Source organism: Salinibacillus xinjiangensis, assembly GCF_009649735.1.
Classification (GTDB): Bacteria; Bacillota; Bacilli; order Bacillales; family Alkalibacillaceae; genus Salinibacillus; species Salinibacillus xinjiangensis.
The window spans coordinates 177496-200924 of the sequence record NZ_WJNH01000003.1 but is presented as its reverse complement, the minus strand read 5'-3'; the positions used below and the strand labels follow the sequence as shown (position 1 = coordinate 200924).

Below are 23429 nucleotides of genomic sequence, written 5' to 3'. Positions count from 1 at the left end.
ACAGATTGATTTCCGTTTCCAATAAATATAACCCCTAAGTAAATAATGTCCTAACCTTGCTCAGATAATATAAAAAGGGTTAACAGAATAAATTATAAGCTCTCTATATCATTCACCAATATAGGTAATCCATTGTGAAATAAATGTTGTCTGCCTTCAATTTCCCGTAAGGTTGCTTGTGGAAATTTTTCTGCATAGGATTTATGGTGTTTAAACGGCACGATATCTTCGTCACGACTATGATAAAGGAACAAATTAGGTATTACAGGTAGATTTCCTTCAAAACTACTTTGTAAAGTGAAATCTTTCGACTGCCAATCTTCATCTAAGCCCCAGTATGGTGCTGCGATGATAAACAAACCACGGAAAGTTATGTTACATGATTCTTCAGAAAGGTACTTTAATAAGACAGAACCCCCCAACGAATGACCAACTAAAATCACCTCTCCATTAATCATATTCAATTCTTTTTCAAGCTGATTTTTCCAAAGTACATACTCTGGATTTTCTGGATTAGGCATCTTAGGCATAACAAATTGAAATTTATCCCTAAGTTCTTTTTCTAAATATGCTGAAAGATTACTACTTCCTTTCTTCCTTTCCTGTGGACCCGCACTATGAATAAATAAAATAGTCTTTTTCATCTTAGTATCTCCTCACTTACCTATTAAAACAATTATCTGTTTATTCAACTTCCTTAATTGTGCTATAGCACTCCGTTACTGCAATAGAAAGAAACTTCTTTATATGTTAACTCCAAGAACACATACTGTTGCTACCGGCTTCATATGCTTTATTTCCATTTTAATATCTGAATACCCTGCTTCTTTCAGGTGATTAATAATTTTGGTGCCTAATTGTTTTGTTGTTTCTTCCGTTGCTCCCTTCATAAAGGGTTGCACTGTAATAGCGATCATACCATTTTCTTTCATTAATTCACGGATTCCCTTTAAAGTTTCAACTGGTTTCTCCCAAAAAATAATGGAGTTGATTGAAAAAACCTTATCAAAACGCAAATTAAATGAAGGAAGATTTTGAACATCGGTAAGTATTAATTCCACTTGCCCTTTTTGAATCGCATCTTTATTCCTTTTCTGAGCCTGTTGCAACATTTTTTCTGAGTAATCAATTCCAAAAATTTTACCATCTTGAATAACTTTGGAAGTCAGCTCGATTCCGATCCCCGGTCCGAACCCAATTTCTAATACGTTATCATCTTTTCTAACATTTAATAATGAAATAGTCCACCTGTTCTTTTCAGTACCGACAGTTGACATTAACATTCCAGCTATAATCCCTAAAAATCCTTCTGGCTTTTCAAACTGTTGAGCAAATTTCTTTATTATCCTCATTGATTAACCCCTTTCTTTAACGAAAATAACTTCTTCAACTAACGTGCTCTGTTAGTTCATTAGCTCCTAAACAAATGTTAACATAATATTTAGACTATTTATCGGATAAAATAAAAACGACCAAAATGTTGATCGCCTTGTTCAACTATTGCTCTCGTTAGCACAATAAGAAGTTTAGATTTCAACTTAAAGCGTTCCGTTTTGAGGTGCATTTTTAAAAATATCCATATAAATTACACCTAAATTGGTAAATGAAATGACACACTAAATGTCATCAAAAAAATGAGGATCGTCTTAAATCATAAGACGATTCTTTTGAATTAAACACCCGTTACTTTAAGTACAATTCTTCACAATGGCATTATCCGAAAGCTACATAAGAAAATGCTGTCTTATGACAGCATTGTTTACCCGATAGTGAAAATAAGTAACTTTATGTCTCTTGTGTAAGATTAGCTAAAATCTTTTCTATATAGTCTAAAAGCATAGATTGCACCGATTAAAAATACAATCCCTTGAAATAGAATAAAGAACTGACGGAAGTATTCGATATTACGATCAACTAATGAAATAAAAATGGCATTCATAATGAGTTGTGTAGTAAACATACAAGAAATGATTTTGAGATAAATATTATTTGTTCTTTCATCAGGTTTACCAAATTTATTGCCAATATACCATAGCACTAATAGTGATCCTGCATATAAAACTATCGTTAATCCCACAATAACATTGAAGTTTTTTGAGCTTTCTAACATCCAATTATTTAGTACACCGATCATTTGATATCATCCTTTCTCACGTATGAAAATATTTCATTAATATCTACTTCAAAATAGTTAGCTATTCTAAACGCTAATACAAGAGAAGGGGAATAATTATTCTTTTCCATTACAAATATAGTTTGCTTAGAAACTCCAACAGCATCAGCCAACTCCTTTTGTGACATTCTCCTTAACACCCTGTGTTCATACACTTTATTTTCAATAGAATCTCCAAAGTCTTCTTTCACAGCTAACACCATCCTTTTTACTTATACATACTTACTTACATACATAATATACTTTTGTTTTACAAAAGTAAAGTAAACTTATATAAAATAAATGTATTATTTTCCTTATGTAATGTTTTTATTTATTATTCATCATCAATAGATAAAAAGGGTTAGTTTCTAAACATTTAGAAACTAACCCTTTTGAAGATGTTTTTAATCTACAACGTTATTTTAAATCCTTCCTAAACTAAACTGCTCTTAGTTCAATAAGCATTTATACAATTATATCAAGTAATTGGGATTGTATGGAACTAAATCCATTTAACTGACATTCCTAATGACACTGAATTTGACGTGTTATTTATTGTGTACAATACATATTGTCCTGTGAAAAACAACTGTCATTTTATATGTCATTTAGTATCAAAATAATCGAATATCCCGGAAATAAAAAGAAAACGACGCGACCAATTTTCGTGTCATATGCCATTTAAGCTAAATGCACCTCAAAACAGAACCCTTTAATTTCAGCTTGCACCTTTTTATCAATTGTCTATTCCCCGTCCTTATAACTTGCTTCATAGGTAGGTATAACACCATCAACTGGTGCCTTTATTGCAGACACCTTAATTGTTGCGCTGTTACCTTCATAATGTTCAACCTCAACATCAATAGTCATCCCGTCAAAAACCCTCACTAATGTTTCCTTTTCATTAACGCTTTCATATTTAAACTTATCTTCATCATCTTTTACTTCTTCAAAAACATATACTTCTTCATACTTTTCATCAAGCTTTGTAAGAACCCATTCTTTCGTGGTTACATCCAACTCAGAAAAACTATCTTCTGTTATCGCTAAAAATGAGGGTTGGAGTTCCAATTGCTTGCATCGCTAATAGTTGATACATATAATTCACCTAATTTACTATTTGATGGGGGATGGATTTCTGTGGGATACAACCAATTAATGGTAAAAACAAAACAGCCAAAACACAAAATATTTTGACCTTCAACAATCTTCCCCCCTCAATTATTTTCCTATTTGACGAAACAATTTAATGTATCCTTCATAGTGAATAATCTTCTCAACTAATCTGCCTCATTAATTCAATATAATTATTTCAGATGCCTTTAGCCCTTCCCTGCTTTCCTTGTCTGGATTTATGTCTTTTTCCTCAATAAGAATGACTTTTGCCTCTTTGCGTTTATTTAATCTGTTAGCTTCCCATTTCTTTAATTCGTCGACACTTAAAACATCTCCATCCTCAGTTTTTATTGTAGTATTTTCAGTAACTTCCACAATACAACTATATCCTTCTTCCGTAGTTGTATTAAGGTTTCTTTTAGCTGTTTTCGAACAATCAAATTGTAACTCGTTATTTGTATTAACTGAACCAAAATAACCCTCAAATGAACTAATTGGGTCATGATGACTACAAGCACCAATAACAGAAAAAATTAGTGCAAACAATAATAACTTACTTTTAACCATCTTAAATACTTCCTCCTTTTAATGGAAGTCCGCATATTTTTATATTGACCTTATCTTCAATAAGAATAAGCTATCCTCCATCTTGAAGAATAGCCACATTTATATTAATAAGAATTTTTTATTGACATATTCTTACGTAACATTTTAGCGGAGCATAGCAACACTATAGTAGATGCAATATCAAGTATCCTAATTTGATCGTACTGGATAATTGAATAAATAAAAGAAATTATATACAGTACTGAAAAAACTACTAAAATATAATAAAGACTTTTTTTCATAGTATGAACCTCTCCCTTTTTTCACTAACTTACCATTCCCTCAACCAAAATGTTGACCGCCTTGTACACCTATTGCACCCTTATGTTGAATAATATTTATTTCTTCTTCACTAAATCAATAAGGTGATGAATTTGTGAAATTAGATATGATAGAAGAAAAACGATAGCTGCACCAACAGATAAAATTTTTGTTTCTAGATGGTTACCACCATCAAAAACTCCATTACCTATCAAAAGATAATAATGCTAATAACTAATAGCCGAAAAAGAATATAATATATTTTCCTTTTAAATATCTCCTTTTAAAACCTTATTAAATTCCGATAGTTTAAGAAACAAAAAGTCTATTGAGGTTTTTCGGTTTCAGAATAATGCATTTTAGTAATTACAATTGGGTCATCTAAATTTACGTTAGGAATTTGTTGAGGTTCACTTTTACTTGGCATAGATTGAACATTTTTAGCCTCTGGTGGTAATGATTCATCAACTGAATCCATTATAATGATTTTCTGTTCGTATTGTCCTTTAACTGCAAGTGATTTCCCTTCAGTTTGTGCTTTATCTTGTGATTCTTGTACTTTGTTACAACCAAACAAAACAAAACTTAATGTTAAAGTTAAGAATATGATAGGTAATTTCTTCATTCAAAACGCCTCCTTAGCTTATTTTATGATATAGATGATTTTGTACCAACAATTGTTTCATTAATGCAAAATAATAACGACCAAAATGCTGATCACCTTGTTCAACTATTGTCCCCGTTAGCTTAAGTATGTTTTTTCTCATATCTTATGCTTTAATGTAATTCTCCAGTTATGTTCAATATTTTCTGAAGAAAGAAATAATAACGTAAAAGATAGAAGCAATAAATCCGATGATTAAAATAATTTGTAATAAAAACCATCCAAAATCTCTAATTGTCTCCATATATTCCTCCTAATTCTTCCAAATAAGCACCCGATACTTCAACATCAAAAAAAACTAATTTTTATTGTACTTAGTCAACCTCACGTATTCTTTTTAGTTCTTCATTCTGTTCTTGGATATTATTGTTAACTTTCCTTATTGCATCGTATATGGCAAAAATACCAAAAAAGATTAAAACTAAAATAAGTAAATCCATTTATTTTTCCTTCTTTCGTTAATTCTCTCTCTTTTATTAATGCTCCCGTTAATTGAATAGTGGATTAAAAAAATTCATATAAACCTTCATCGAAATAATGAAACTCTTTTTTCGAAACTTTGTAACGTTTATACCCCTCGTAAAAAGCTTTTTTATACTCTTCATCATTAACAAAACTCCTAATAGCCAGAGATTCATCATATCGAGGGTCCCCAATAGTCATGCCTGCTACATCAATAAATAAACAAGCTTCTCCATTTATAACTAAAACATTGTCAGTTGTACAATCTCCATGAATTACAGTCTGTTCCACTGGTAAAGGTTTATTTGCCTTTAGATTCTCTAGAAGTTGGGAACTCCCTTCAGTTTGTCCATGTTTTACATAAAATTCAGCTTTAATTAATTGACTTTCCAGCCAGTCAACATTTTGATTTAGTAAATCCATTTCACTGATTGCATGTAGTTGTTTAAGAAAATGACCAAAACTCCTAATTAATGATTTCTTCTCTGATTGACTTTTTGCTTGTTCTAAAGCAGAAGTCAAAATAATTCCGTCTTCAAATGACATTAAAAGATGACTACTAAGCTTTTCCTCAAAAAAGCCATAATACTTAGGAACTGCTATCTGTCTTTGACTGTTTAGTTTTTTTAGTACCTGAGCTTCAGCCTTTAACCATTCTGTGTACTTTTCTTCAAAAGAACTTTTAAGTAAATAACAACCCTTCCTTGTTATGATTTTATGTACTTCCGATGTACACCCTTGTTCTGCCAACATATAAAGTTTATCTATTTTTCCAATTATCCCTTCGATATTTTTCCATTGTTCTCGCTTGAACAGGAGATGTTTGAGTTCGTAATAAGACTTCATTAGTAATGTAAAATGAATCTTGCATATCACGAGCTGGATGTTCTTTTGGAAGGTTTAAGGCTGTAACAGAAGTCCTTCGAGGAATGGGCAAATTATCAGCAGAAGAGCGTCCTAAAGTCGGTCAAATTGCAAATGAAGCTCGTGAAGAAATAGCAAAACAAATTGAAGAAAGACAAAAATACTTAGAAAAAATCGAGATTCAGAAAAAACTTGCTGATAAAATTATAATAATCTAATTCCACTTCAGGACCTTCTTCAATTGAGTATCCCATTCCTATAAATAAATCTTCAATGTCTTCAATTACTGCTGTTAAAGGATGATGGTTTCCTTGTTTGATAGGTCTTCCTGGTAAAGTCACATCAATTGCTTCTTTATTGGTCCCTTTTTACCTAAGTAAGCTACACGAATTTCGTTTAATCCCTTTAAATCTTCTGTAATTTTGATTTTTGCAATTGCCTCTTGTTGGAGTGTTTTAAGTTGCTCTTGCATTGCTATTGCCTCCTTTATTTAAATTATAAAAAACCTCGCCCCAATCAAGGGACGAGGTTTTTCTCGCAGTACCACCCAAGTTAACAATAAAAAATTGTTCGCCTTCATTAAGATAACGGATATTCCGATACACCTTTTCACTAAAAAGAAGTGGTCCAAGTGACAACTCAAGAGGTGAAATTTACATACTTCACTATAGGAATGCTTTCAGTCTTTGACATTCCTTCCCTTTAATGGCGGACGGTAAGCTACTTTTCTCTGTCATTGTTTTTAGCCTATAAAGTTTTTTTAGTATATATAAATTATATTATATAATTATTTCCATAAATTCCACTTTTATGGGTGATTTTTCAAAAAAATAGCTTTCGCCTAACTGAACTAAACTGCCAATTACTTGAACAACAAATTTCAATAATACTATTTTAACACTATTTCCCTTTTTTGGTGTATAAATAAAAAACGTTTCTTTGTTATTGAAGAAACGCACCCTTTAGTGAAAGAAGCGATACATCTTAATCTCGATATTAAAGCAACTCATATAATGCGAAAATTCCAATAATGATGAAAAAAATAATCGAAATAGAAATAACCCCATTTCCCTCTAGGGGTGGCTGTTTTAAAAAGATCTATTAAATAGTTAACAACTAATATAAATATTACTAATAAACTAAGAATGATGAGTCCCATTGAAATAAAATAAACATACTCATTAACAAAGAAGGAGTTTGCAGCACCAATTATCCCTACGAACAGCAATAAAATCGCTATGCCAGTAATTAAAAATTTCCTTTTCAAATTCAAAAAAGCATCACCTCATTTAATTAAATTTACTAATTTATTGAAGTATTCTGCCTCGTTAGCACAAGATCCTCTTAATACAGTTTTAACATAAAACCCCAATAACTCTTTAAAAAAATAAGAGACCACTCTTTGATAATCTCTTATGTCGTTCTAGCCCCCAATAGTTAAATTACTCGCCGAATTTAAAAGGTATTTCGTTTTAGTAAGCGTTTGTATATTTATCAATTAATTCCTTACTTTCATCTTCATTGTTAATTTGGATGTCTCCACCAACAGGTATTACAGTATGCCAATTTTCCTCTTTTAAATACCTTGTTGCAAATAAATAGGTTTCTCCTTCTACAAGAAGTTTATCATCTTCCATTAAGAATAAATGATCTCCTTCGTAGCCACCTTGTTGATTAACTGTTATAGTCCCTTCTAATTCTCCCTTGATATTATCAAGAACCTCAACTTCAAATTGTGTTTCTGGATAACTGTTTAGAGATTTTGTGCCCACTTGTTTTATGACCTTACCTACAAAAACATTATCTGAAAAACCCACAACTTCCCTCGGGTTAGATATATCAATAACAGTATTCGTTTCCATCGTTTGTATAGTTGGATTTTCTGGCGGATTATCTGTAAAATAGTTTGGTCCAAATATTCCTAGAGCCAGTGCAGCTGCTATTACAGGTCCTACGATATAAGACCATTTACGTTTTGATTTTCCCATCTCTAATTTCGCTTTTGAAATACCCATTTTACTTCTTTCACTTAATTCCTTTGGAATTTTAATATTACTCATTTCTTGTTTAATCTTATTACTCATAGAAACCATCTCCTTTCAGCTTATTACGGAGCTTGTTTAAAGCTCGATAAAGAAAAGTTTTCACTGTACCCAAAGGCATATCGAGTGTTTCTGATACCTCTTTGAATGTTAATTCTTCGTAAAACCTTAAAATAACAACACTTTTCTCTTCTTCATTTAAACGTTCAATTAAATCACGAACTGTTACTTCTAATTCAATATCTTCATTTATATCAACCGATAAATTTTCCTCAATTTCGGGCTTTAATTGAACTATTTTCTTTTGCTTTCGAAGTAAATCAAGCGAACAGTTAATCGCTATTCTCATTAACCAAGTTTTCAAATGTTTAGGTTCCTTTAGATTTTTGATCGTTTTGAATGAACGATATGCTGTTTCTTGGACTACATCAAGTGCATCGTTTTGATTTTTCACATATACCAAAGCCATTCGATAAATATCTTGTTCGTATTCCTGAAATAATGTTAAAAATGCTTTATCATTTCCTTTTTGGGCTTTCCTTACTAACTCTAACAATCAATAGCCACCCCCTTAATTTCTTTCACTTATTAGACGTGAAAATTACTCGTTTGGCTTTAATTAATTTTCTATTAATAAAATAATCGCCCTTTAAAGGACGATACATTTGACGTTTACTAAATTATATTTTTTTTCATCTTACTGCCTGTGTCGGGGAGCAATTTTCTCTTCTTCAACTATCGCACCCTTTAGTTTAATAAGTTACCCTTTTGAAGAGTTTCAGATTTAGCAATATCAGCTATCATTGAATTAACCATATTCATTTGTTCTCAACATCTTTTAAAAAAGTATTTACGTGTTCTAAAAACCGTAATTCTTCTTCGATATGTGAATAATGAGAGGAATTCTGTAATTCGACGTGTTTACTATTCATGATACCAGCTTCAAACAACGATGCTTGCCCAACCGAAATACCATCGTACTTGCCACTCAAAATAAGTGTTGGACACTTTATTTCGTTTAACCTGTCACAGATATCATAAGTTGCCATCTCTTTATTATTTTCTGGATTCCAAATGAGTTGATTTGTTCCTACATCTTTATCTTCTATTGATTTTAATAAATATTCAGGGTACTCGGCTCTACAATAAAATAGTCTGTTAAATAGTCTGTTAAATTCACTTGAAAATCTTTTCATTTCTTTTGCTGAAGGTTTAAAACCTTCACTTACTGTTTTAATAATCTGTTTTAATTCATCAGGAAAATGTTCCTTTTCAAACTTCCTTCTTTCCTTAAGACACTTTTTCCAATTAGCAATACCGCTATGTAAAATGAGGCTCTGTGTTTTTTCTGGATATTCTAAAGCAATATTTACTCCTAAAATTGTTCCCCAAGAATGACCAAGAAGATGGAATTTGTTTATATCTAATTCTGTAACAACAATATTAAATTGTTCCATAAAATCTTTTATATTTAATGAACTGAAATTTCCAGACCTAGTTGATTTTCCGCTACCTAATTGGTCATAGGCAATGACTTGTCTTCCCTTTGCTAAATTAAATAAGGGAGTTAATGTTGTATATGAGAGTCCTGGTCCACCAGCCAAAAGTATAATTGGAGTTGAATCATTGATGTTATTAAATGGAGTATGAATCTCGTAGTATGTTTTGTAGCTTTTACTTTCTATAAGACCCTCTTTCTTTTCGACTAAAGCATTAGCTCTGATTTTACTACTCAATATAATCCCCCCCTTATCAGTCGTATTAGGTACTAAAACCTAGTAAAAACTACAAAGTTAAAATTTTCCTTTTTTATTGAACATTACTGCGCCTTTAGTTCAAGATTAGTGTTTTACAATCTTACAGTTCTTCACATCAATATTTTCCACAAATATGGAAATAATTCCTCTAAACATTTAAGCTTATTTGAGGGATTAAGCTGTATAACTAACTCAAACGTAGAAAGGATACAAAGTCGTGAAGTGAATTAAAAGATTATCACCTCATACCTTTAATGCTGACTGCCAGCGAACCTCTTAGTCCGTCACTTCCAAAAACAAAAAATAAGTGGTAGTCTCGTTCAAGACTTCCACTTAATTCATACACGTTAATTATGAGATTGTAACTAGTTAGCTAGTTGAGAGAACCCTTTCCTTTTTCTCTTTTTTATCCCCCTACCGAATATTAATCTTTATATAGCTTGCTATAACGTGTATCAATCCATTTCTTTAAATACCAAGCCAGTCGTCCAGTAATCAAATGTTTCTTATAGTTTAGAAAACCTCCTTTATCTCCTAATGACATAATGGACAAATCATTTTTCTGTGGAGTGTAAAGTTCCCCTTCTCCTGTCTCAAAAAAACCTTTTAAGTTTTTGAAAAGGACGGCTCCTTGTTTAACGGCATTCACTCCTGCCTTATCGATATTTGGATATTTCATGAATGATACACAATCTCCAGCTCCAAACATAAAGGGATATTTTTTCACTTGAAGTGTATCCTCAACCTTTAAATAACCTTGATCGTCTACAGGTAAATTTGATGTGCTAAATAATCCTGGGGGGTTGGGGCCTGCTAACCAAAGCAATTTATCAAAATAGATCTCGTTATGTAACGATGTAATAATTTTATTATGCTTTACACTAGTTATTTCTTCATTTTTGATAAAATTGATTCCTTTCTGAAAAACGATTTCCTCAATTTTATCTGATATCTTTTTTCTCTTTTCCTGTAGTAACCTGTCTGGGCTTACGAGTGTTACGGGTGTGGTAACATGATTCTTTTTTCGCCAAGACTGTAATGACAAGCTGATTTCAATAGCCGCGGCACCACCCCCGACGATGACTACTTTATCTGATTTATGAACTTCGCTTATAGTATCGACAAAATGATAATTAGGTTTAATTCTGTAAGCATATTCAACTACTCCTGGAATATCGGTATCAGCTGTTAGCGAGCCTATATTAAAGGAAATCGCATCAAAAGAATGAATATCTCCATTTGATGTTAAGACCATTTTCTGCTGAGAATCAATGGAAGTAACGGCTCCCTGCAGCCAATTAATTTTACTGTTTTTGGCTAATGTTTCTAAATCGATTCGAATTTGACTTTTATCATACAGCCCTTCCGTATAAGCGCCAAACATATCGGAGTAGTACTGAAACTGCGAGGGTGAAATTAAGGTTACCTCTACATCAGTAATGGGATTATCTTTTAGTTTTTGAATGACGTGCAAATGTGTGTGTCCGCCACCAACGAGCAATAATTTTTTCATATCTGCGTCCTCTTTTAATCGTTATAATCATATATTGACTGTCATCTCTTATCATAACATTGGTGACAAAAAAACCGAATCCGTTACTAGGAAATCCCCGCGTTTAACTTCTCAACTTCCTCATCAATTCTAGACACATCAATACGTTCAAATAGTGGCTCTAAACCTGTTAATGCAAGTGATCCTACCTGAACCTCTCCCCACCTCAGCTCCTCCAAGCCTAAAATATTCTTCACCTTATCACTAGAAAAAGGCAAGAACGGCTGCAGTAGCTGTGCTAGATTCACAATGATATATACACAATTGGCGATGGTTTCTTCACAAGCTGAGGACTCCTCTTTGATTTGCTTCCACGGCTTTTGTTCATCAAAATATTTATTAGCATAGCGCACAAATTTAAAGATTTCTTCCAAGGCCTGCTTAAAGTGTGTACCCGATATGAGCGAGCCAACTTGTTTATAAAGCTTAATTACTTTGGCCTTAAGACTTTCATCAATCTTTCTAGCAGGTGTTTTGCCATCATAATTCTTTTCGACGAATTTTAAGGTACGGTTGACAAAATTGCCATAAGCCCCCAGTAATTCGCCGTTATGACTATACACAAACTCTCGCCAGGAAAAATCAGCATCACGATTCTCAGGTGCATTAATCGTTAAGAAATATCGAATCGAATCAGGGTTATATCGTTTTAATAGATCCGGAATCCATACGGCCCAATTACGGCTGGTTGATAGCTTCTTTTGCTCAATCGTTAAATACTCGTTCGAAACGATATGCGTTGGCAGCGCTCGTTTTTGAATGCCCAACAAAATAGATGGCCAGATAATACTATGAAACGGAATATTGTCCTTACCGTGGACATAATAGGATCTCGTTTCTTCATTCCAAAACGCCGATTCGTCTTGACCTGTTTGTTCCGCCCACTTTTTGCTCGCAGAAAAGTAGCCCGACACCGCTTCAATCCAGACATAGACTTTCTTATCTTCATAGCCTTTAACGGGTACAGGGACTCCATTTGGAAGATCCCTTGACACCGCACGATCGTGTAACCCTTCTTTCAGATAGCTCTCAGAAAAACGAATGGCATTATTGCGCCATAAATGATTCTTTTTCGCATGGGATACATAGGATTCCAGTTCTTCTTGGAAAGAACTTAATTTAAAATAAAAATGCTCGGTATGCTTAGTAGTTGGGGTATCTCCACAGGTTTTACACGTTTTATTGATTAGCTCTAACGGATCTAAAATACTGGAACAATGATCACATTGATCGCCTCTTGCAGGCTTGTGACAGTGTGGGCAGGCTCCTTCCACAAAACGATCAGGTAAAAACTGCTCACACGTATTGCAATAGCACTGTTCCACTTCCTTTTTGTAAATTTTATCGTTCTCAAGTAGTTGTAGAAAAATCTGTTGGACTACCTCATGATGCAATTCCGTATCCGTTCGGGTGTAACAGTCGTAAGAAAATCCTAATCTCTCAAAATCACGTTGAAACTCCTCATGATAGCGATCCGCAATCTCTTGAGTCGTTACCCCCTCCTGCTTAGCTTTAATCGCAATGGGTGTGCCGTTACAATCACTTCCGGACACATAGAGAACTTTCTCCCCTTTCAACCGAAAATACCTTGCTAAAATATCACCAGGTAATAAACTCACAACATGCCCCAAATGAAGGGAACCATTCGCATAGGGCCACGCCCCACCAATTAATACTGACATGTAAAACTCCTCCTTTTTAAAAATCAAATAAAAAACCTCGCCCCAAGACAATAGAATTGTCTAAGGACGAGGTATATCTCGTGTTACCACCTTAATTTACTGATCACTCACATGACCAGCCTCAGTAAGTACGGAGCTCATTCGAACCCTTATACTCTGACATTTGTAACGAATGCCAAATCTCGTCAAAGTCTATTTCTATTTAGAAAGTCGACCTTGCAGCTCTGAGGCCATTTTCAATCAAGGATTTTCTGCTTCTTCTCAGCAACCGAAGCTCTCTGTCTAGAAAATGTGGTTGATTTACTTTCCTCTTCATCGCCTTTAAAAGTGAAATTTTATTTATTATGACATAGTTAGAGTTTATTGAAAAGTATTATTATTTTTTCGAGCTAAAATTTAACAAATAATCTAACCAAATCCTGAATACTTCCATCACGCGGGCTTCTTGTGTAGACCCATAACTCCCCTGTTTGACTCGTTGGCTGCTGTTCAAATGCAATCGATGTGGAAAATGCCCCGTATTGAGGTGCACCTGCACTGGTTTGAATAGGTGCTTCTGCTGTTACGATTTGACCGTTTTGATCGACTAGACGGTAGAGAATCACTCCCTCAAACGCACGGGCAAAACCCTCAAGATTTTGTTCTTCTTCAATCATGGTTCCTGGAAGTGGGTTGAACACAACGATGTTATTGGAAGTTGGAATCGGGATAATGAGCTGGTATCCTGGGAGGATGACATCAGGTGAGAAACCCGGTCGCTGACGATTCGCTTCTATTATTGTAGATAAGGGAAGTCCAAAGCGTTGAGCGATTTGGTTTAGTGTATCCCCTTGTTCAACTAGATAGATAAAAGCAGTAACGTGAAGAACTTGATTTGGATTAATGAGGTCAGGATTTGTAAATTGAGGATTTATGCCTTGGAGTAAATCTACGCTCGTTGAATACCGTCCCGCAATTTGATTTAGTGTATCCTCAGAACTGATAATATGGTTCACTTGTCTGTTCCCAGGTGTCGAGATGACTAATACTTGACCTGGAAAGATGAGATAGGGATCGGTAAACGGAGGATAAATCGCATTGGCTTCCACTAGGAGAGGAACTGTACCTCCAATTCGCGATGCGATGGAATACAAGGTGTCCCCCTGTTTAACTGTATAAATAAATGATTTACCGTCAACAATTGGCAATCCTATCACTCCTAGGTACTTGGTTTACCTAATTATGATATTCGCCTCCATAAAAGTTTGTGACTTAACCACTGTTAATCTATCATTTCTCCAAATAGTTTTTTAATTCATCCATATCCTTGGCACATGCTTTTTTAAAGGTCCCAACCATCATTTTCCAAATAATTTGGTTAAGCCAGTAAGCTCCTTAATTTCCCCATTCAAAGTAACTTCTGTATGCTGATCAGATGAAGCAATATGGTATGTATAAACAAATTCCCCTTTACCTGTTGTTCCTTTCGAGCTCACAGTATAATACAATCTTTTTCGGTTCTTGTAATTCCTTCACCTCAAAATATTCGGAAGCCTCTTTTCCAAACATTTTTCTCGTTTCTTTCCATTCACTTCCTACTTTTATTGGACCATCATCCAATCGCTCCATCGCCACTAAGCCATTCATCCATTTTCAAGGTGATGCCGATTCAATGGAATTCTTTTGAAGTCCCTTTCCGCATTTCTCACATTCCCCCCTCATTTCTAATTCCTACCACTTACCCGAACCTATGTTCCTATTATACATGAGTTACTTGAAAAATGAAACATTTCCACTATAACCACCATTTACTATAATAAAAAGGGACTTCTCCTTTTTTAAGGAACGCCCCCGTTCGTAATTAAAGTTCATAACCTCTTGTTAATTAAAACTGCATCGTAGTTTGAGTGTATAGTTCACAATGTCCTCTTATTATCTTGACGTACAATTCAGATTTTCCTACCTTTTGTAAATGATATCTTTCCAATTATATATCCTGTCAGCAACACCAATTCTTTGTGCTGGCGTTTCCTCAACTCCATTTGAATTAAAAGGCTGACAGAAGTTGTAATAGGTCCTCAATATCATGATTGCCATTTGCGCATATTTAGGATTGAAATTGCTGTATATATATGATTTTCCGTCACCTCTAGAAGTTACCAACGGTCTTTAAAATACTGAAAGGCTACGTCTTATTTCCTGCAAAAAAGCGTTTACCGCATTTATTGTTAGCCCTTACAATCAGTTTTGCTAAATACTCATCTGACAAATCCGAAGTATCCGTTATCACATCAATATAACGAAAGGATTACAGGGGTCTGCTGAGCACGAAATAGCTGTTGAATTTGTAAAGCGAATTCTAGAAAAGCACAAGTTTTACGAAACAAAAATTGCACCTGATGGGACTCCTTATAACGTTCATAAATCAAATGAAATAGAACACCCAATTGCAATGTCTGACAGAGGTAATTAAAATCATTAAAAAGATACGGCCTAACTTAAAAAATTTTTACTAATTTAATTTGTACCTTGCCGGGAACACTAAAAAATGCTAAAAAATTCGACTGTCAATTTAATGGAGGTTTGAAAATGGCAAAAGTACTTGCAGTTTTATCAAGTGGTTATAAGGATGAAGAAAACAGCTATGAAACAGGTTGGTGGGGAGAAGAATTATTTGCTCCACTTGAAGCTCTGGAAAATGCTGGTCATATAGTTGATCTTGCATCACCTTTAGGTGGAAAGCCTACTGTGGATCAAACTAGTTTTCTACCTGAATATGACCCAAAAGGAACTTATAAGGCATTGTATGAGTCTGGAAGAGCGGATGAAACACAAAAGCTTTCTGATGTGAATGCTCAGGACTATGATGTAATATTAGTAGTTGGTGGACACGGTGCAATGTATGATCTTGCCAAGGATAAGGACCTACATCATATTATCAATTCAATTTATGATCATGGTGGTATTGTCGCTGCAGAATGTCATGGACCAGCTCCTCTTATTTGGACAATTCGACCTGATGGTAAAAGCATTATTTCCGGAAAAAAGGTTACAGGTTATCCAGATGAAATCGAACCTGAAGGCTTACTTGATATTCTTCCCTTTAGCCTAGAACAAGAAATGACAAAGATTGCCCAATATGATAAAGGCGATTTAAATCAAAAGGCTTACGCTGTTTGGGCAGATGACCAAATTGTCACAAGTCGTGACCCGTTTTCTTCTGAGCTGATGGGGGAAGAACTAGTTAAGGCACTCAATAAGAAATAATTTACACATAATGATTCACAAGATGAAAGAAGATATAATGTACAAATTTGAAAGGAGTAGAAATAGGTATGAAAATTTATGTTCTACACGGTAGTATGTTTGGACATACAGAAGTACTAGGTAATGCAATAGCAGATGGTGCTAAACAGGTGGATGGAAGTGAAGTTATTTACAAATCAGTTGAAGAAATTGAACCTGATGATTTAAAAGATGCATCAGGCATTATTTGGGGTTCATCAGGTATCTTTGGAGAGGCAAACCCAAAGATGGCCACTTTCTTTTCTAAACTAGGACAACTATGGTTTACGGGGGCTCTTCAAGGAAAAGTTGGAGGAGTTTTCGCAACGACTTCAACCCAGCATGGTGGAGTAGAAAATGTATGTCGAGCATTGCAAACACCCATGCAACATCATGGTATGGTAATCGTCTCTAATGCTGGACCCATAAATGAGGACCGAGCGCATTATGGTAATCCATATGGAGCAACTGCCGTAATTCCAGTAGAAACATCTAAAGATGCCCCAATGAATAAACCAAATGATACAGAAATGCAAATAGCAAGGGAATACGGAAAATTAGTAGCCGAAACCGCCAAAAAACTACATCATTAATATGGGTCAGAGGGACAGGTCCCCTGTCCCAGTAACTTTGGTGTTTTTCCTCCTTTGTTAGCAGGAGAAGCTGAAATGACAAATGGAGCTTTGAGTATTTTCAAAGCTCCATTAATCCAAGAACTATTTACTGTTCCAATGCATTCGTATTAGTAAAACCAAACGGAGGAGATACTTCCTTTTCTAATTTAAGAATAAAAGGAGTAAATGTACCATGTGTACCTTCTATTACAATAGCTTCTCCATTGGTCTCTTTAGGCTGAAGACTATATTTCACATCATAGCTCCCCATCGGTGCATCTTGACCAACAAATTCAACAGCAACTTGTTGATCCGGTTCAGTTAAAATAAACGCGTAAGTATGGCCTTTGTGTGAAAACATTCCCGTCCCACCTGGACCCATGAGGTTAAAATCCTCCTTATACTCTTCAGGTAAACGCTCATAGCTGACCATTTCATAAGCGATCTCGTTGTTGCCAGAATCGATAAAAAACAATGCAATAATGGTAATTAGCAGGAATGATATGGCACTTGTTTTCATTTGGTTCAATATTCCCCCTCCCCTATTTTTGCAACCCATCGATTAATGGCATCTTTCCATTGCATGAATTGTTGGCTGGATATAAGTTGTTGCAAAAAAGCATACAAGAGAATAACATTCATAGAAATAACGGACCACTCAGCACTAGATTGAAACCTAGCAAAAACTAAAGCGATGAAAAGCATCGCCCAGTAGTGAAACGTAGCATTACACATTCGCTTCCAAACAGATAAGTAGCTATTGTTCCTGCACAATTGCGTCAACAAAATGATATACCAGAACATATGTAGTGTAGGGAATTCAAAGAGTCCGTTAAGCCCTGCTAAACGATTCCAATCTAAGCTGAAGATTTCACTGAGGTAAAGCTCTAATGTTAAAGGTGTTCCGTACATCTGAGCTATAAACTGTAGGAAAATGATGTAAATAGGAATGAATCCGATAATGGAAAACAGCCAATAGGTTTGTTTTTTTATAATAAAACGATAAATAACATAAGCCGCAACTAGAGCTTGGATAGGTGCAAATATAAAGTACGGTTGAAAATAAGCTCCAATCAGGAGTCCGGGTCCAATAACACTCGCAATTATGCAGATCATTCCGATGAGTACCTCTTTAAACACATGATTTTTCATAGAGCTAGGATAAGTCTCATTAACTTCTTTCTGCAACATCTCAACTGGACCAAATTGATCGATTACAGCTTGTATGGCTTCTTTTTCATCTACATTCTCCAAGCGAAGGGAGTGATAATGATCATAAAGATGCTGCCTCCATTCTTCTTCAAGCTCTTTCTTTTCAATTTCATCTAATTGTAATTCCTTGGTAATGTTCTTAATGTAGATATCGAACTCTCTAATCGATACTTGTTTTGACATTTACATCACCCACAATCCGATGCATGACTTTTTGAAACAGACCCCACTCCTGCTTTTGATCTGATAGTGACTTTTTTCCTGCAGTAGTAATTTTGTAATATTTCCTGCGAGGTCCATCACTTGATTTCAGCCAATAGCTCTCTACCAAACCTGCTATCTCTAACCGTTTTAAAGCTGGATATAAAGTTCCCTCCTTATAACTCAAATATCCTTCACTTACTTGGTGAACTCTCTCAGTAATTTCATAGCCGTACATATCTTTTTCAGAAAGTAACGATAACAGAATCATACTCGTACTCCCTTTCAACAATTCAGTTTTTCTCATTCGGTGTACCCTCCTCAACTATATCGTTATACTACTTACTCTATATCGTAATACAACATAGTGGAATAATCAACAATTTTGTGGGACGGAGGAACAGGTCCCTTGTCCCAGAACGTTGGGATAACTCTTATCCTCTGAAATAGCAATAACAGAAGAAGAAGAAAAATGGAGCATTGAGTATCCTCAATGCTCCACCAATCTCAATAAAAACGATTTTGGTATTCCTTCACCTAAATAATGCTTTTAATTGCTTTCGGTACCATACAACTCCAACCTCCAGACAAAACTAATTAGCTTTTCCCTTAAATAAATAAAATCTGCAACTTTTCGTTCTTGTTAATCTAAATAATTAATGCGTACCTTTTTTGTCCTTTCCTTATATAATAAAACAAGCGCGAATCTTCCTATTGAAGAACCGCCATCATTAGCTCATCATGCTCCCAACAAATAAAATAAACCCCAAGAATACAGATAAACTTAGTGTTAAGACTATTGTGGTAACACTTCTAGCCATACCTTTCCAGTCTTTCACGCCCAAAAATCCATATACACCTAAAAGAAATGTAGATAACGTGAAAATCAAAACAATGGTTAAAGAGTGAATACCCATTATGGAATTGGCAAACCAACCTGAGAGCGGTATTAGAAACAATACTATGCAAATGATTGAAAGAATAAATGACCAAAAGTTAACTTTTTCTTGCATCCCATTCCTCCGAGTAATACCTTTATTTGTGATAAATTGTTTACCTAAACTCTATCTTTCCATAGCTTTACTGGGTCCTCTTGACCTTCATCCAATGGCATCTGTTTCATAGAAAGCTTTCGTTCCCTGTTCGGCACTTTTAAATCCTCATAAATCATCTTTGAAGTCCCAAGTCCAGCATCAACAGCATCTTCAACAGATGCACAGTAATAAACATCACGAATCCCAGCAAAATACATAGCCGTAAAGCACATCGGGCAAGGCTCCCCGCTGGCATACATGGTATATCCTGATAAATCATTTGTATGCAGCTGTTCTTGTGCGCGTCGAATCGCTAATAATTCTGCATGTCCACTTACATCAAACTTCTTGTGCAGCTCATTTACACCTTCAGCTATCATTTCGTCATTTTTCACAAGTACGGCACCAAAAGGCTGTCCGCCTTCACGTACATTTTCCGCAGCTAATTCAACTGCTCGATTCATGAATTTATTCATTATTAGACCACAACTTTCTCTGTAATTCCTAATTCTATTGAGATCAAATTACTCCTCTACCTCTATTAAATAAACCTTTTCATCAAAACCTCCACGCTGTTCAGCTTTGTGTTTTCTAATATGTTCAACTTCATCAATGGTTGACCCGTGAACCTTGGCCAAGGCATGGATCAATTCCAACATATCAGCCAACTCTTCAATTGAATCAGCATCACTTTTAGCATTCAAATATTCTGTAAGTTCTTCCTTTGTTTTCTTTTGTAGAGCTGTTTTATAATCTTCATCGGACAAAATTTTAGTTTTTGGTGTTTTACCAGTCATTTCGATGATTTGTGGTATATGATCACGAATTAATTTGTTGTATGTCGGCATAAATATTCCTCACTTTACTGTCTTTTGATGGTCAAAGCAATAGATCTTTCCATTAAAACGTTTGTTAGTTAGACAATATGTTTTAACCTTTTCTGATACTCTCTTATGACAAACTACACATTCACTGGAACTTGATTCACCTTGAGAATTAGATTTTATTTGATTAACATGGTATTTTCTTTTACTAAGATCTGTTATGTTAATCTCACTTAGTGTTCGGTAAATATTATCGATATCTTCTTGTGTAAATAAAGGCTTCTTATATATTCTATCCTGACTTCTAATTTTTCGAGTAATAAACTCAGAAAGCTCCAGATCATAAATAATTAAATCATTAGAAGTAACTTTTCTCAAGTCAAGTTCAACTTTAAATGTAGACCTCTTTGTAAATGAAACCATAGAAATAAAATAATCATGAAATTGTTTATCCACATAAGACTTAAGGGCTTGAATATGTCCATAATTTTGATTGAATGGATTCATCATTTTAAACTTCCCATTAACTGACCATGTCTTTCTTTGTCTCCCACCATAAATTGTTCCCTGATAGTTTTTCGTCTCAACAACAAAAATCCCATATGGTGTCAAAATCACATGGTCAATTTGGGAATAGCCAGATTTTGAGCTTTTATTTTCTATCATGATGTCACTTATGTATTTACATTCCTTTGGGAGCTGATCTAGTTCAATGTTAATTTTATACTCTCCAAGCTCCCCTTTTCTTGTGGCTATTTTTTCGTTCTTTTGCTTTTTTTGATTTATTGTATTTTTAGTTTTTATATTCTTTTGTTCAGCTTTTTTTGATTTAAATATATTTAAGAACGACATCATTTTCCCCTTTATTGAATTTTTTACATATACTTATTCATTTCGACAATTGATTGTTAATACCTCCCATAAGAAAATTCGACTTAAATTGTATCTTAACTATACTACATAAGAAAGAGCACTTCCCTAAAAGAGGAAAGCGCCCTTTTCTAGCATAATTCATAAAACTACCAAAATAATAAATGCTTTATTCGTTTAGTCCGGAAAAATCATATACATATTCTGGAAAGTCTGTAATAATACCGTCCACACCCGCTTCAAATAATTGATCTGCATGTTCTTGCGCTCTTACGGTGTAGGCATACACTTCCATACCTGAACGATGAACACGATCCACTAGTTCTTCGTCAACCATATTTCGATTCGGGTTAAAGTAATCCGCGTAGGTTGCAAATTCCAAAAGCTGTTCGTCTGTGACATCAGCCCAACTCATTCCTGCAAGTACACCATGTGGAATATTCGGAAGCAATTCCTTTGATCTTTGGACCGATTCATGGTTGAACGATTGAATGATCACCTTATTGTTATTCGGAAGATGCATGTTACGCTCCATTAATATATTCGCAACTTTTTCTTCAATCCCAGGATATAGCTCGGGGGATTTCAATTCAATTAATATCCCAATTTTTCCGCGGAAGGCATCCACGATTTCCTCAAATGTTGGAATCTTTTCACCTGCAAACTCTTCATCAAACCAGCTTCCTGCATCCAATTGCTGAATTTCTTCCAATGTAAAATCACCGACAAAACCCGTACCATTTGTTGTCCGGTCTACTGTAGTATCATGAATGGCAACAACTTCTCCATCCCTGGTCATTTGTACATCAATTTCAATATAATCCGATTTCATTTGAAAAGCTTTTTCAAAGGCAGCCATTGTATTTTCGGGAGCATGCCCGGAAGCACCTCTGTGGGCAACATTCACAATCTTTTGCTGCTGTTGTGTTGTTGCTGTTTCCCCAGTTGCTGCAAATACTGGGACATTAAATAAAGAGATGAAAACAACAGACATCATAATGATTGAACTAATTTTTCTTTTCTTCAAAAGAATCTCTCCTCTCCTCTATTTGTCTATTAGTATAAAAAGAGACTGTTAAACTCGTTTAAATAGGAGAATAAGAGACTGTAAAAAAATGTGGGTCAATTGCAGCAATGCAAAAGACCCTTGGTGTGTTGACTTGAACATAAGCATATTTCAGAAAAAAAGAGCATTTGATATCTATTGTTTAGTTATATGATTTTGGAACCCAAATCTTATCAAACCCATTTTTTATCGAATAATCATATAGCATGATAATCTTTTTGTCTCGATAATTTTCCATCAATCGTGTACGCTTATCCTCAAACTTCATAACTAACTTCTGATTGCGGTTAATAATGGTATCCAGGAAGCTTCGTTTTGGAACTTTATCATTTTTGGATACATTACAGGTACTGCAGGATAATACCAAATTCCAAATTTGATCAGATTGAACAAACGACCATGGAATGAAATGATCAACATGGGTACTTCCTTTTCGATTAGATAATGGTTTGCCACAATAGAAGCATTCATTTTCAAAATGACTAAGGAGTATCTGTTCAAATGGTTTCAATGAATTCCTCTTGGCAATACTCTCTACTTTACTTAGTAAGTAGTTAATACTTGGCAACTCGTTCAATTCTTCAATCATAACCGCCATATGGTAGTTAGTTAGGTTTACAATAAGTCTTTGATATTTCATCATGAATTTTTGAACACTTGGGCTCAACCTTAAGTATTCACGCTTGTGGTCAAAGGCATAGAAACGATGTCGGGTATCGCCATAAAGAGCGCCGAACACATTCCGTTTCATTACGCCTTTGACTTGAGATACTAAATTAAATTGAAGAGAGTCCCTAATTTTATCAAAACTTATTTCAGAAGGTATAATGTTTTGTTGCTGAAATTCTTTAATTATAGTAACAACTCTAGCGTTTGCTCCAGTGTTGTGTTTTTCTAACTTATGTTGGACTACCAAATTCCAATAAACCTTCGCAAAAGAATACGCAAGCTGGTCATACGTTAGCTCAAAGCTATCATTGACCTGATACAAATTTTCAATCAGTGATTTTATAAGTGCATACTTATATGTGGCAGACTTAGCGGATTTATTAGATAAAACAATTGTCAAGATTCGCCATATCTCTTCATCAGTTAAATATTCCTCTTTTAGTTCTCCCACTTTAAGGTTATGACTCATATTGCACCTCTAATTTTAGTCCTCTACTATTATTTGGCTTTAAAA

Annotated in this window: 27 protein-coding genes, 2 pseudogenes and 2 other annotated features; of the genes and pseudogenes, 3 read left to right on the top strand and 26 right to left on the bottom strand. The window is 34.6% G+C overall.

Annotated features, from left to right (window positions below; translation table 11 throughout):
* Nucleotides 1-92 precede the first annotated feature (92 nt).
* The 9 genes and pseudogenes from GH754_RS06550 to GH754_RS06510 all read right to left on the bottom strand — a co-directional run.
* Nucleotides 93-644 carry an alpha/beta hydrolase gene (locus tag GH754_RS06550; protein WP_153727925.1) on the bottom strand — a complete coding sequence of 184 codons (552 nt, stop codon included), beginning with the start codon at nt 642-644 and terminating at the stop codon, nt 93-95.
* Nucleotides 645-743: 99 nt separating this feature from the next.
* On the bottom strand, nt 744-1352 hold the full coding sequence (locus GH754_RS06545; RefSeq protein WP_153727924.1) for a class I SAM-dependent methyltransferase: 609 nt from the start codon (nt 1350-1352) through the stop codon (nt 744-746).
* Between the two features lie 452 nt (nt 1353-1804).
* Nucleotides 1805-2134 carry a 6-aminohexanoate hydrolase gene (locus tag GH754_RS06540; protein ID WP_153727923.1) on the bottom strand — a complete coding sequence of 110 codons (330 nt, stop codon included), beginning with the start codon at nt 2132-2134 and terminating at the stop codon, nt 1805-1807.
* The gene (locus GH754_RS06535; RefSeq protein WP_323741883.1) at nt 2131-2364 is read right to left on the bottom strand and encodes a helix-turn-helix transcriptional regulator; all 234 of its coding nucleotides are present in this window, start codon (nt 2362-2364) and stop codon (nt 2131-2133) included. The genes GH754_RS06540 and GH754_RS06535 overlap by 4 nt, the downstream gene beginning before the upstream one ends.
* A gap of 535 nt (nt 2365-2899) precedes the next feature.
* Nucleotides 2900-3226, bottom strand: a complete 327-nt coding sequence (locus GH754_RS06530; RefSeq protein WP_153727921.1) for a hypothetical protein — start codon at nt 3224-3226, stop codon at nt 2900-2902.
* A 222-nt stretch (nt 3227-3448) separates the two neighbouring features.
* Nucleotides 3449-3838, bottom strand: a complete 390-nt coding sequence (locus tag GH754_RS06525; protein WP_153727920.1) for a hypothetical protein — start codon at nt 3836-3838, stop codon at nt 3449-3451.
* 625 nt (nt 3839-4463) lie between these two features.
* Complete coding sequence (locus tag GH754_RS06520; protein WP_153727919.1) at nt 4464-4763, bottom strand: outer membrane protein assembly factor BamD; 300 nt, start codon at nt 4761-4763, stop codon at nt 4464-4466.
* Nucleotides 4764-5306: 543 nt separating this feature from the next.
* A complete protein-coding gene (locus GH754_RS06515) occupies nt 5307-6017 on the bottom strand; it encodes an aminoglycoside phosphotransferase family protein (protein ID WP_228550162.1) in 711 nt (236 codons plus the stop codon).
* A gap of 31 nt (nt 6018-6048) precedes the next feature.
* A pseudogene (locus tag GH754_RS06510) lies at nt 6049-6171 on the bottom strand (tRNA ligase subunit PheS family protein); the annotation flags it as partial.
* Between the two features lie 22 nt (nt 6172-6193).
* Here GH754_RS06510 and GH754_RS06505 point away from each other — a divergent pair.
* Nucleotides 6194-6346: a hypothetical protein gene (locus GH754_RS06505; RefSeq protein WP_153727917.1), complete on the top strand. Its 153-nt coding sequence runs from the start codon at nt 6194-6196 to the stop codon at nt 6344-6346.
* Here GH754_RS06505 and GH754_RS06500 read toward each other — a convergent pair.
* The 8 genes and pseudogenes from GH754_RS06500 to GH754_RS06465 all read right to left on the bottom strand — a co-directional run.
* Nucleotides 6329-6600: pseudogene (locus GH754_RS06500) on the bottom strand (tRNA ligase subunit PheS family protein); the annotation flags it as partial. The gene GH754_RS06505 and the pseudogene GH754_RS06500 sit on opposite strands and share 18 nt — an antisense overlap.
* A gap of 44 nt (nt 6601-6644) precedes the next feature.
* Nucleotides 6645-6874: a binding site (T-box leader), on the bottom strand.
* 726 nt (nt 6875-7600) lie between these two features.
* Entirely contained in the window at nt 7601-8212 is a 612-nt protein-coding gene (locus tag GH754_RS06495; RefSeq protein ID WP_153727916.1) for a hypothetical protein, read from the bottom strand.
* A complete protein-coding gene (locus tag GH754_RS06490) occupies nt 8205-8726 on the bottom strand; it encodes an RNA polymerase sigma factor (RefSeq protein WP_153727915.1) in 522 nt (173 codons plus the stop codon). Before GH754_RS06490 ends, GH754_RS06495 begins: the two co-directional genes overlap by 8 nt.
* 262 nt (nt 8727-8988) lie before the next feature.
* Complete coding sequence (locus GH754_RS06485) at nt 8989-9906, bottom strand: alpha/beta fold hydrolase (RefSeq protein ID WP_153727914.1); 918 nt, start codon at nt 9904-9906, stop codon at nt 8989-8991.
* A 445-nt stretch (nt 9907-10351) separates the two neighbouring features.
* Nucleotides 10352-11440: an NAD(P)/FAD-dependent oxidoreductase gene (locus GH754_RS06480; RefSeq protein WP_153727913.1), complete on the bottom strand. Its 1089-nt coding sequence runs from the start codon at nt 11438-11440 to the stop codon at nt 10352-10354.
* Nucleotides 11441-11526: 86 nt separating this feature from the next.
* Nucleotides 11527-13161: a methionine--tRNA ligase gene (gene metG / locus GH754_RS06475; protein ID WP_153727912.1), complete on the bottom strand. Its 1635-nt coding sequence runs from the start codon at nt 13159-13161 to the stop codon at nt 11527-11529.
* A 59-nt stretch (nt 13162-13220) separates the two neighbouring features.
* Nucleotides 13221-13486, bottom strand: a binding site (T-box leader).
* 64 nt (nt 13487-13550) lie between these two features.
* Nucleotides 13551-14357 carry a LysM peptidoglycan-binding domain-containing protein gene (locus GH754_RS06470; protein ID WP_323741882.1) on the bottom strand — a complete coding sequence of 269 codons (807 nt, stop codon included), beginning with the start codon at nt 14355-14357 and terminating at the stop codon, nt 13551-13553.
* Between the two features lie 253 nt (nt 14358-14610).
* On the bottom strand, nt 14611-14775 hold the full coding sequence (locus GH754_RS06465) for an SRPBCC family protein (RefSeq protein ID WP_153727910.1): 165 nt from the start codon (nt 14773-14775) through the stop codon (nt 14611-14613).
* 954 nt (nt 14776-15729) lie between these two features.
* Between GH754_RS06465 and GH754_RS06460 the strand changes: the two genes are divergently transcribed.
* Entirely contained in the window at nt 15730-16407 is a 678-nt protein-coding gene (locus GH754_RS06460) for a type 1 glutamine amidotransferase domain-containing protein (RefSeq protein ID WP_153727909.1), read from the top strand.
* Between the two features lie 68 nt (nt 16408-16475).
* Nucleotides 16476-17018 carry an NAD(P)H-dependent oxidoreductase gene (locus GH754_RS06455; RefSeq protein ID WP_153727908.1) on the top strand — a complete coding sequence of 181 codons (543 nt, stop codon included), beginning with the start codon at nt 16476-16478 and terminating at the stop codon, nt 17016-17018.
* A 127-nt stretch (nt 17019-17145) separates the two neighbouring features.
* Here the strand turns inward: GH754_RS06455 and GH754_RS06450 are convergent, their stop codons facing one another.
* The 9 genes from GH754_RS06450 to GH754_RS06410 form a co-directional block, all read right to left on the bottom strand.
* Entirely contained in the window at nt 17146-17568 is a 423-nt protein-coding gene (locus tag GH754_RS06450) for a hypothetical protein (RefSeq protein ID WP_153727907.1), read from the bottom strand.
* The gene (locus GH754_RS06445) at nt 17565-18434 is read right to left on the bottom strand and encodes a permease prefix domain 1-containing protein (protein WP_153727906.1); all 870 of its coding nucleotides are present in this window, start codon (nt 18432-18434) and stop codon (nt 17565-17567) included. The genes GH754_RS06450 and GH754_RS06445 overlap by 4 nt, the downstream gene beginning before the upstream one ends.
* Nucleotides 18412-18759, bottom strand: coding sequence for a PadR family transcriptional regulator (locus GH754_RS06440; protein WP_153727905.1), 348 nt, complete (start codon nt 18757-18759; stop codon nt 18412-18414). Before GH754_RS06440 ends, GH754_RS06445 begins: the two co-directional genes overlap by 23 nt.
* Before the next feature lie 424 nt (nt 18760-19183).
* Nucleotides 19184-19465, bottom strand: coding sequence for a hypothetical protein (locus GH754_RS06435; protein ID WP_153727904.1), 282 nt, complete (start codon nt 19463-19465; stop codon nt 19184-19186).
* Nucleotides 19466-19509: 44 nt separating this feature from the next.
* On the bottom strand, nt 19510-19962 hold the full coding sequence (locus GH754_RS06430) for a nucleoside deaminase (protein ID WP_153727903.1): 453 nt from the start codon (nt 19960-19962) through the stop codon (nt 19510-19512).
* A 48-nt stretch (nt 19963-20010) separates the two neighbouring features.
* On the bottom strand, nt 20011-20334 hold the full coding sequence (locus tag GH754_RS06425; protein WP_153727902.1) for a nucleoside triphosphate pyrophosphohydrolase: 324 nt from the start codon (nt 20332-20334) through the stop codon (nt 20011-20013).
* 9 nt (nt 20335-20343) lie between these two features.
* Nucleotides 20344-21162 (bottom strand): nuclease-related domain-containing protein, encoded by an 819-nt coding sequence (locus tag GH754_RS06420; RefSeq protein ID WP_228550161.1) that lies wholly within the window; start codon nt 21160-21162, stop codon nt 20344-20346.
* Nucleotides 21163-21349: 187 nt separating this feature from the next.
* Nucleotides 21350-22177 (bottom strand): glycerophosphodiester phosphodiesterase, encoded by an 828-nt coding sequence (locus tag GH754_RS06415; RefSeq protein WP_153728093.1) that lies wholly within the window; start codon nt 22175-22177, stop codon nt 21350-21352.
* A gap of 211 nt (nt 22178-22388) precedes the next feature.
* Nucleotides 22389-23384, bottom strand: a complete 996-nt coding sequence (locus GH754_RS06410) for an HNH endonuclease domain-containing protein (RefSeq protein WP_153727900.1) — start codon at nt 23382-23384, stop codon at nt 22389-22391.
* Nucleotides 23385-23429: the final 45 nt, after the last annotated feature.

Bases quoted from the DNA above. Each gene is read 5' to 3' on its own strand.
- GH754_RS06520 (WP_153727919.1), bottom strand. From the start codon at position 4,763: ATGAAGAAATTACCTATCATATTCTTAACTTTAACATTAAGTTTTGTT.
- GH754_RS06410 (WP_153727900.1), bottom strand. From the start codon at position 23,384: ATGAGTCATAACCTTAAAGTGGGAGAACTAAAAGAGGAATATTTAACT.
- GH754_RS06455 (WP_153727908.1), top strand. From the start codon at position 16,476: ATGAAAATTTATGTTCTACACGGTAGTATGTTTGGACATACAGAAGTA.
- GH754_RS06445 (WP_153727906.1), bottom strand. From the start codon at position 18,434: ATGTCAAAACAAGTATCGATTAGAGAGTTCGATATCTACATTAAGAAC.
- GH754_RS06430 (WP_153727903.1), bottom strand. From the start codon at position 19,962: ATGAATAAATTCATGAATCGAGCAGTTGAATTAGCTGCGGAAAATGTA.
- GH754_RS06435 (WP_153727904.1), bottom strand. From the start codon at position 19,465: ATGCAAGAAAAAGTTAACTTTTGGTCATTTATTCTTTCAATCATTTGC.
- GH754_RS06460 (WP_153727909.1), top strand. From the start codon at position 15,730: ATGGCAAAAGTACTTGCAGTTTTATCAAGTGGTTATAAGGATGAAGAA.
- GH754_RS06415 (WP_153728093.1), bottom strand. From the start codon at position 22,177: ATGATGTCTGTTGTTTTCATCTCTTTATTTAATGTCCCAGTATTTGCA.
- GH754_RS06540 (WP_153727923.1), bottom strand. From the start codon at position 2,134: ATGATCGGTGTACTAAATAATTGGATGTTAGAAAGCTCAAAAAACTTC.
- GH754_RS06525 (WP_153727920.1), bottom strand. From the start codon at position 3,838: ATGGTTAAAAGTAAGTTATTATTGTTTGCACTAATTTTTTCTGTTATT.
- GH754_RS06425 (WP_153727902.1), bottom strand. From the start codon at position 20,334: ATGCCGACATACAACAAATTAATTCGTGATCATATACCACAAATCATC.
- GH754_RS06505 (WP_153727917.1), top strand. From the start codon at position 6,194: ATGGGCAAATTATCAGCAGAAGAGCGTCCTAAAGTCGGTCAAATTGCA.
- GH754_RS06495 (WP_153727916.1), bottom strand. From the start codon at position 8,212: ATGAGTAATAAGATTAAACAAGAAATGAGTAATATTAAAATTCCAAAG.
- GH754_RS06480 (WP_153727913.1), bottom strand. From the start codon at position 11,440: ATGAAAAAATTATTGCTCGTTGGTGGCGGACACACACATTTGCACGTC.
- GH754_RS06420 (WP_228550161.1), bottom strand. From the start codon at position 21,162: ATGTCGTTCTTAAATATATTTAAATCAAAAAAAGCTGAACAAAAGAAT.
- GH754_RS06515 (WP_228550162.1), bottom strand. From the start codon at position 6,017: ATGTTGGCAGAACAAGGGTGTACATCGGAAGTACATAAAATCATAACA.
- metG (WP_153727912.1), bottom strand. From the start codon at position 13,161: ATGTCAGTATTAATTGGTGGGGCGTGGCCCTATGCGAATGGTTCCCTT.
- GH754_RS06550 (WP_153727925.1), bottom strand. From the start codon at position 644: ATGAAAAAGACTATTTTATTTATTCATAGTGCGGGTCCACAGGAAAGG.
- GH754_RS06545 (WP_153727924.1), bottom strand. From the start codon at position 1,352: ATGAGGATAATAAAGAAATTTGCTCAACAGTTTGAAAAGCCAGAAGGA.
- GH754_RS06440 (WP_153727905.1), bottom strand. From the start codon at position 18,759: ATGAGAAAAACTGAATTGTTGAAAGGGAGTACGAGTATGATTCTGTTA.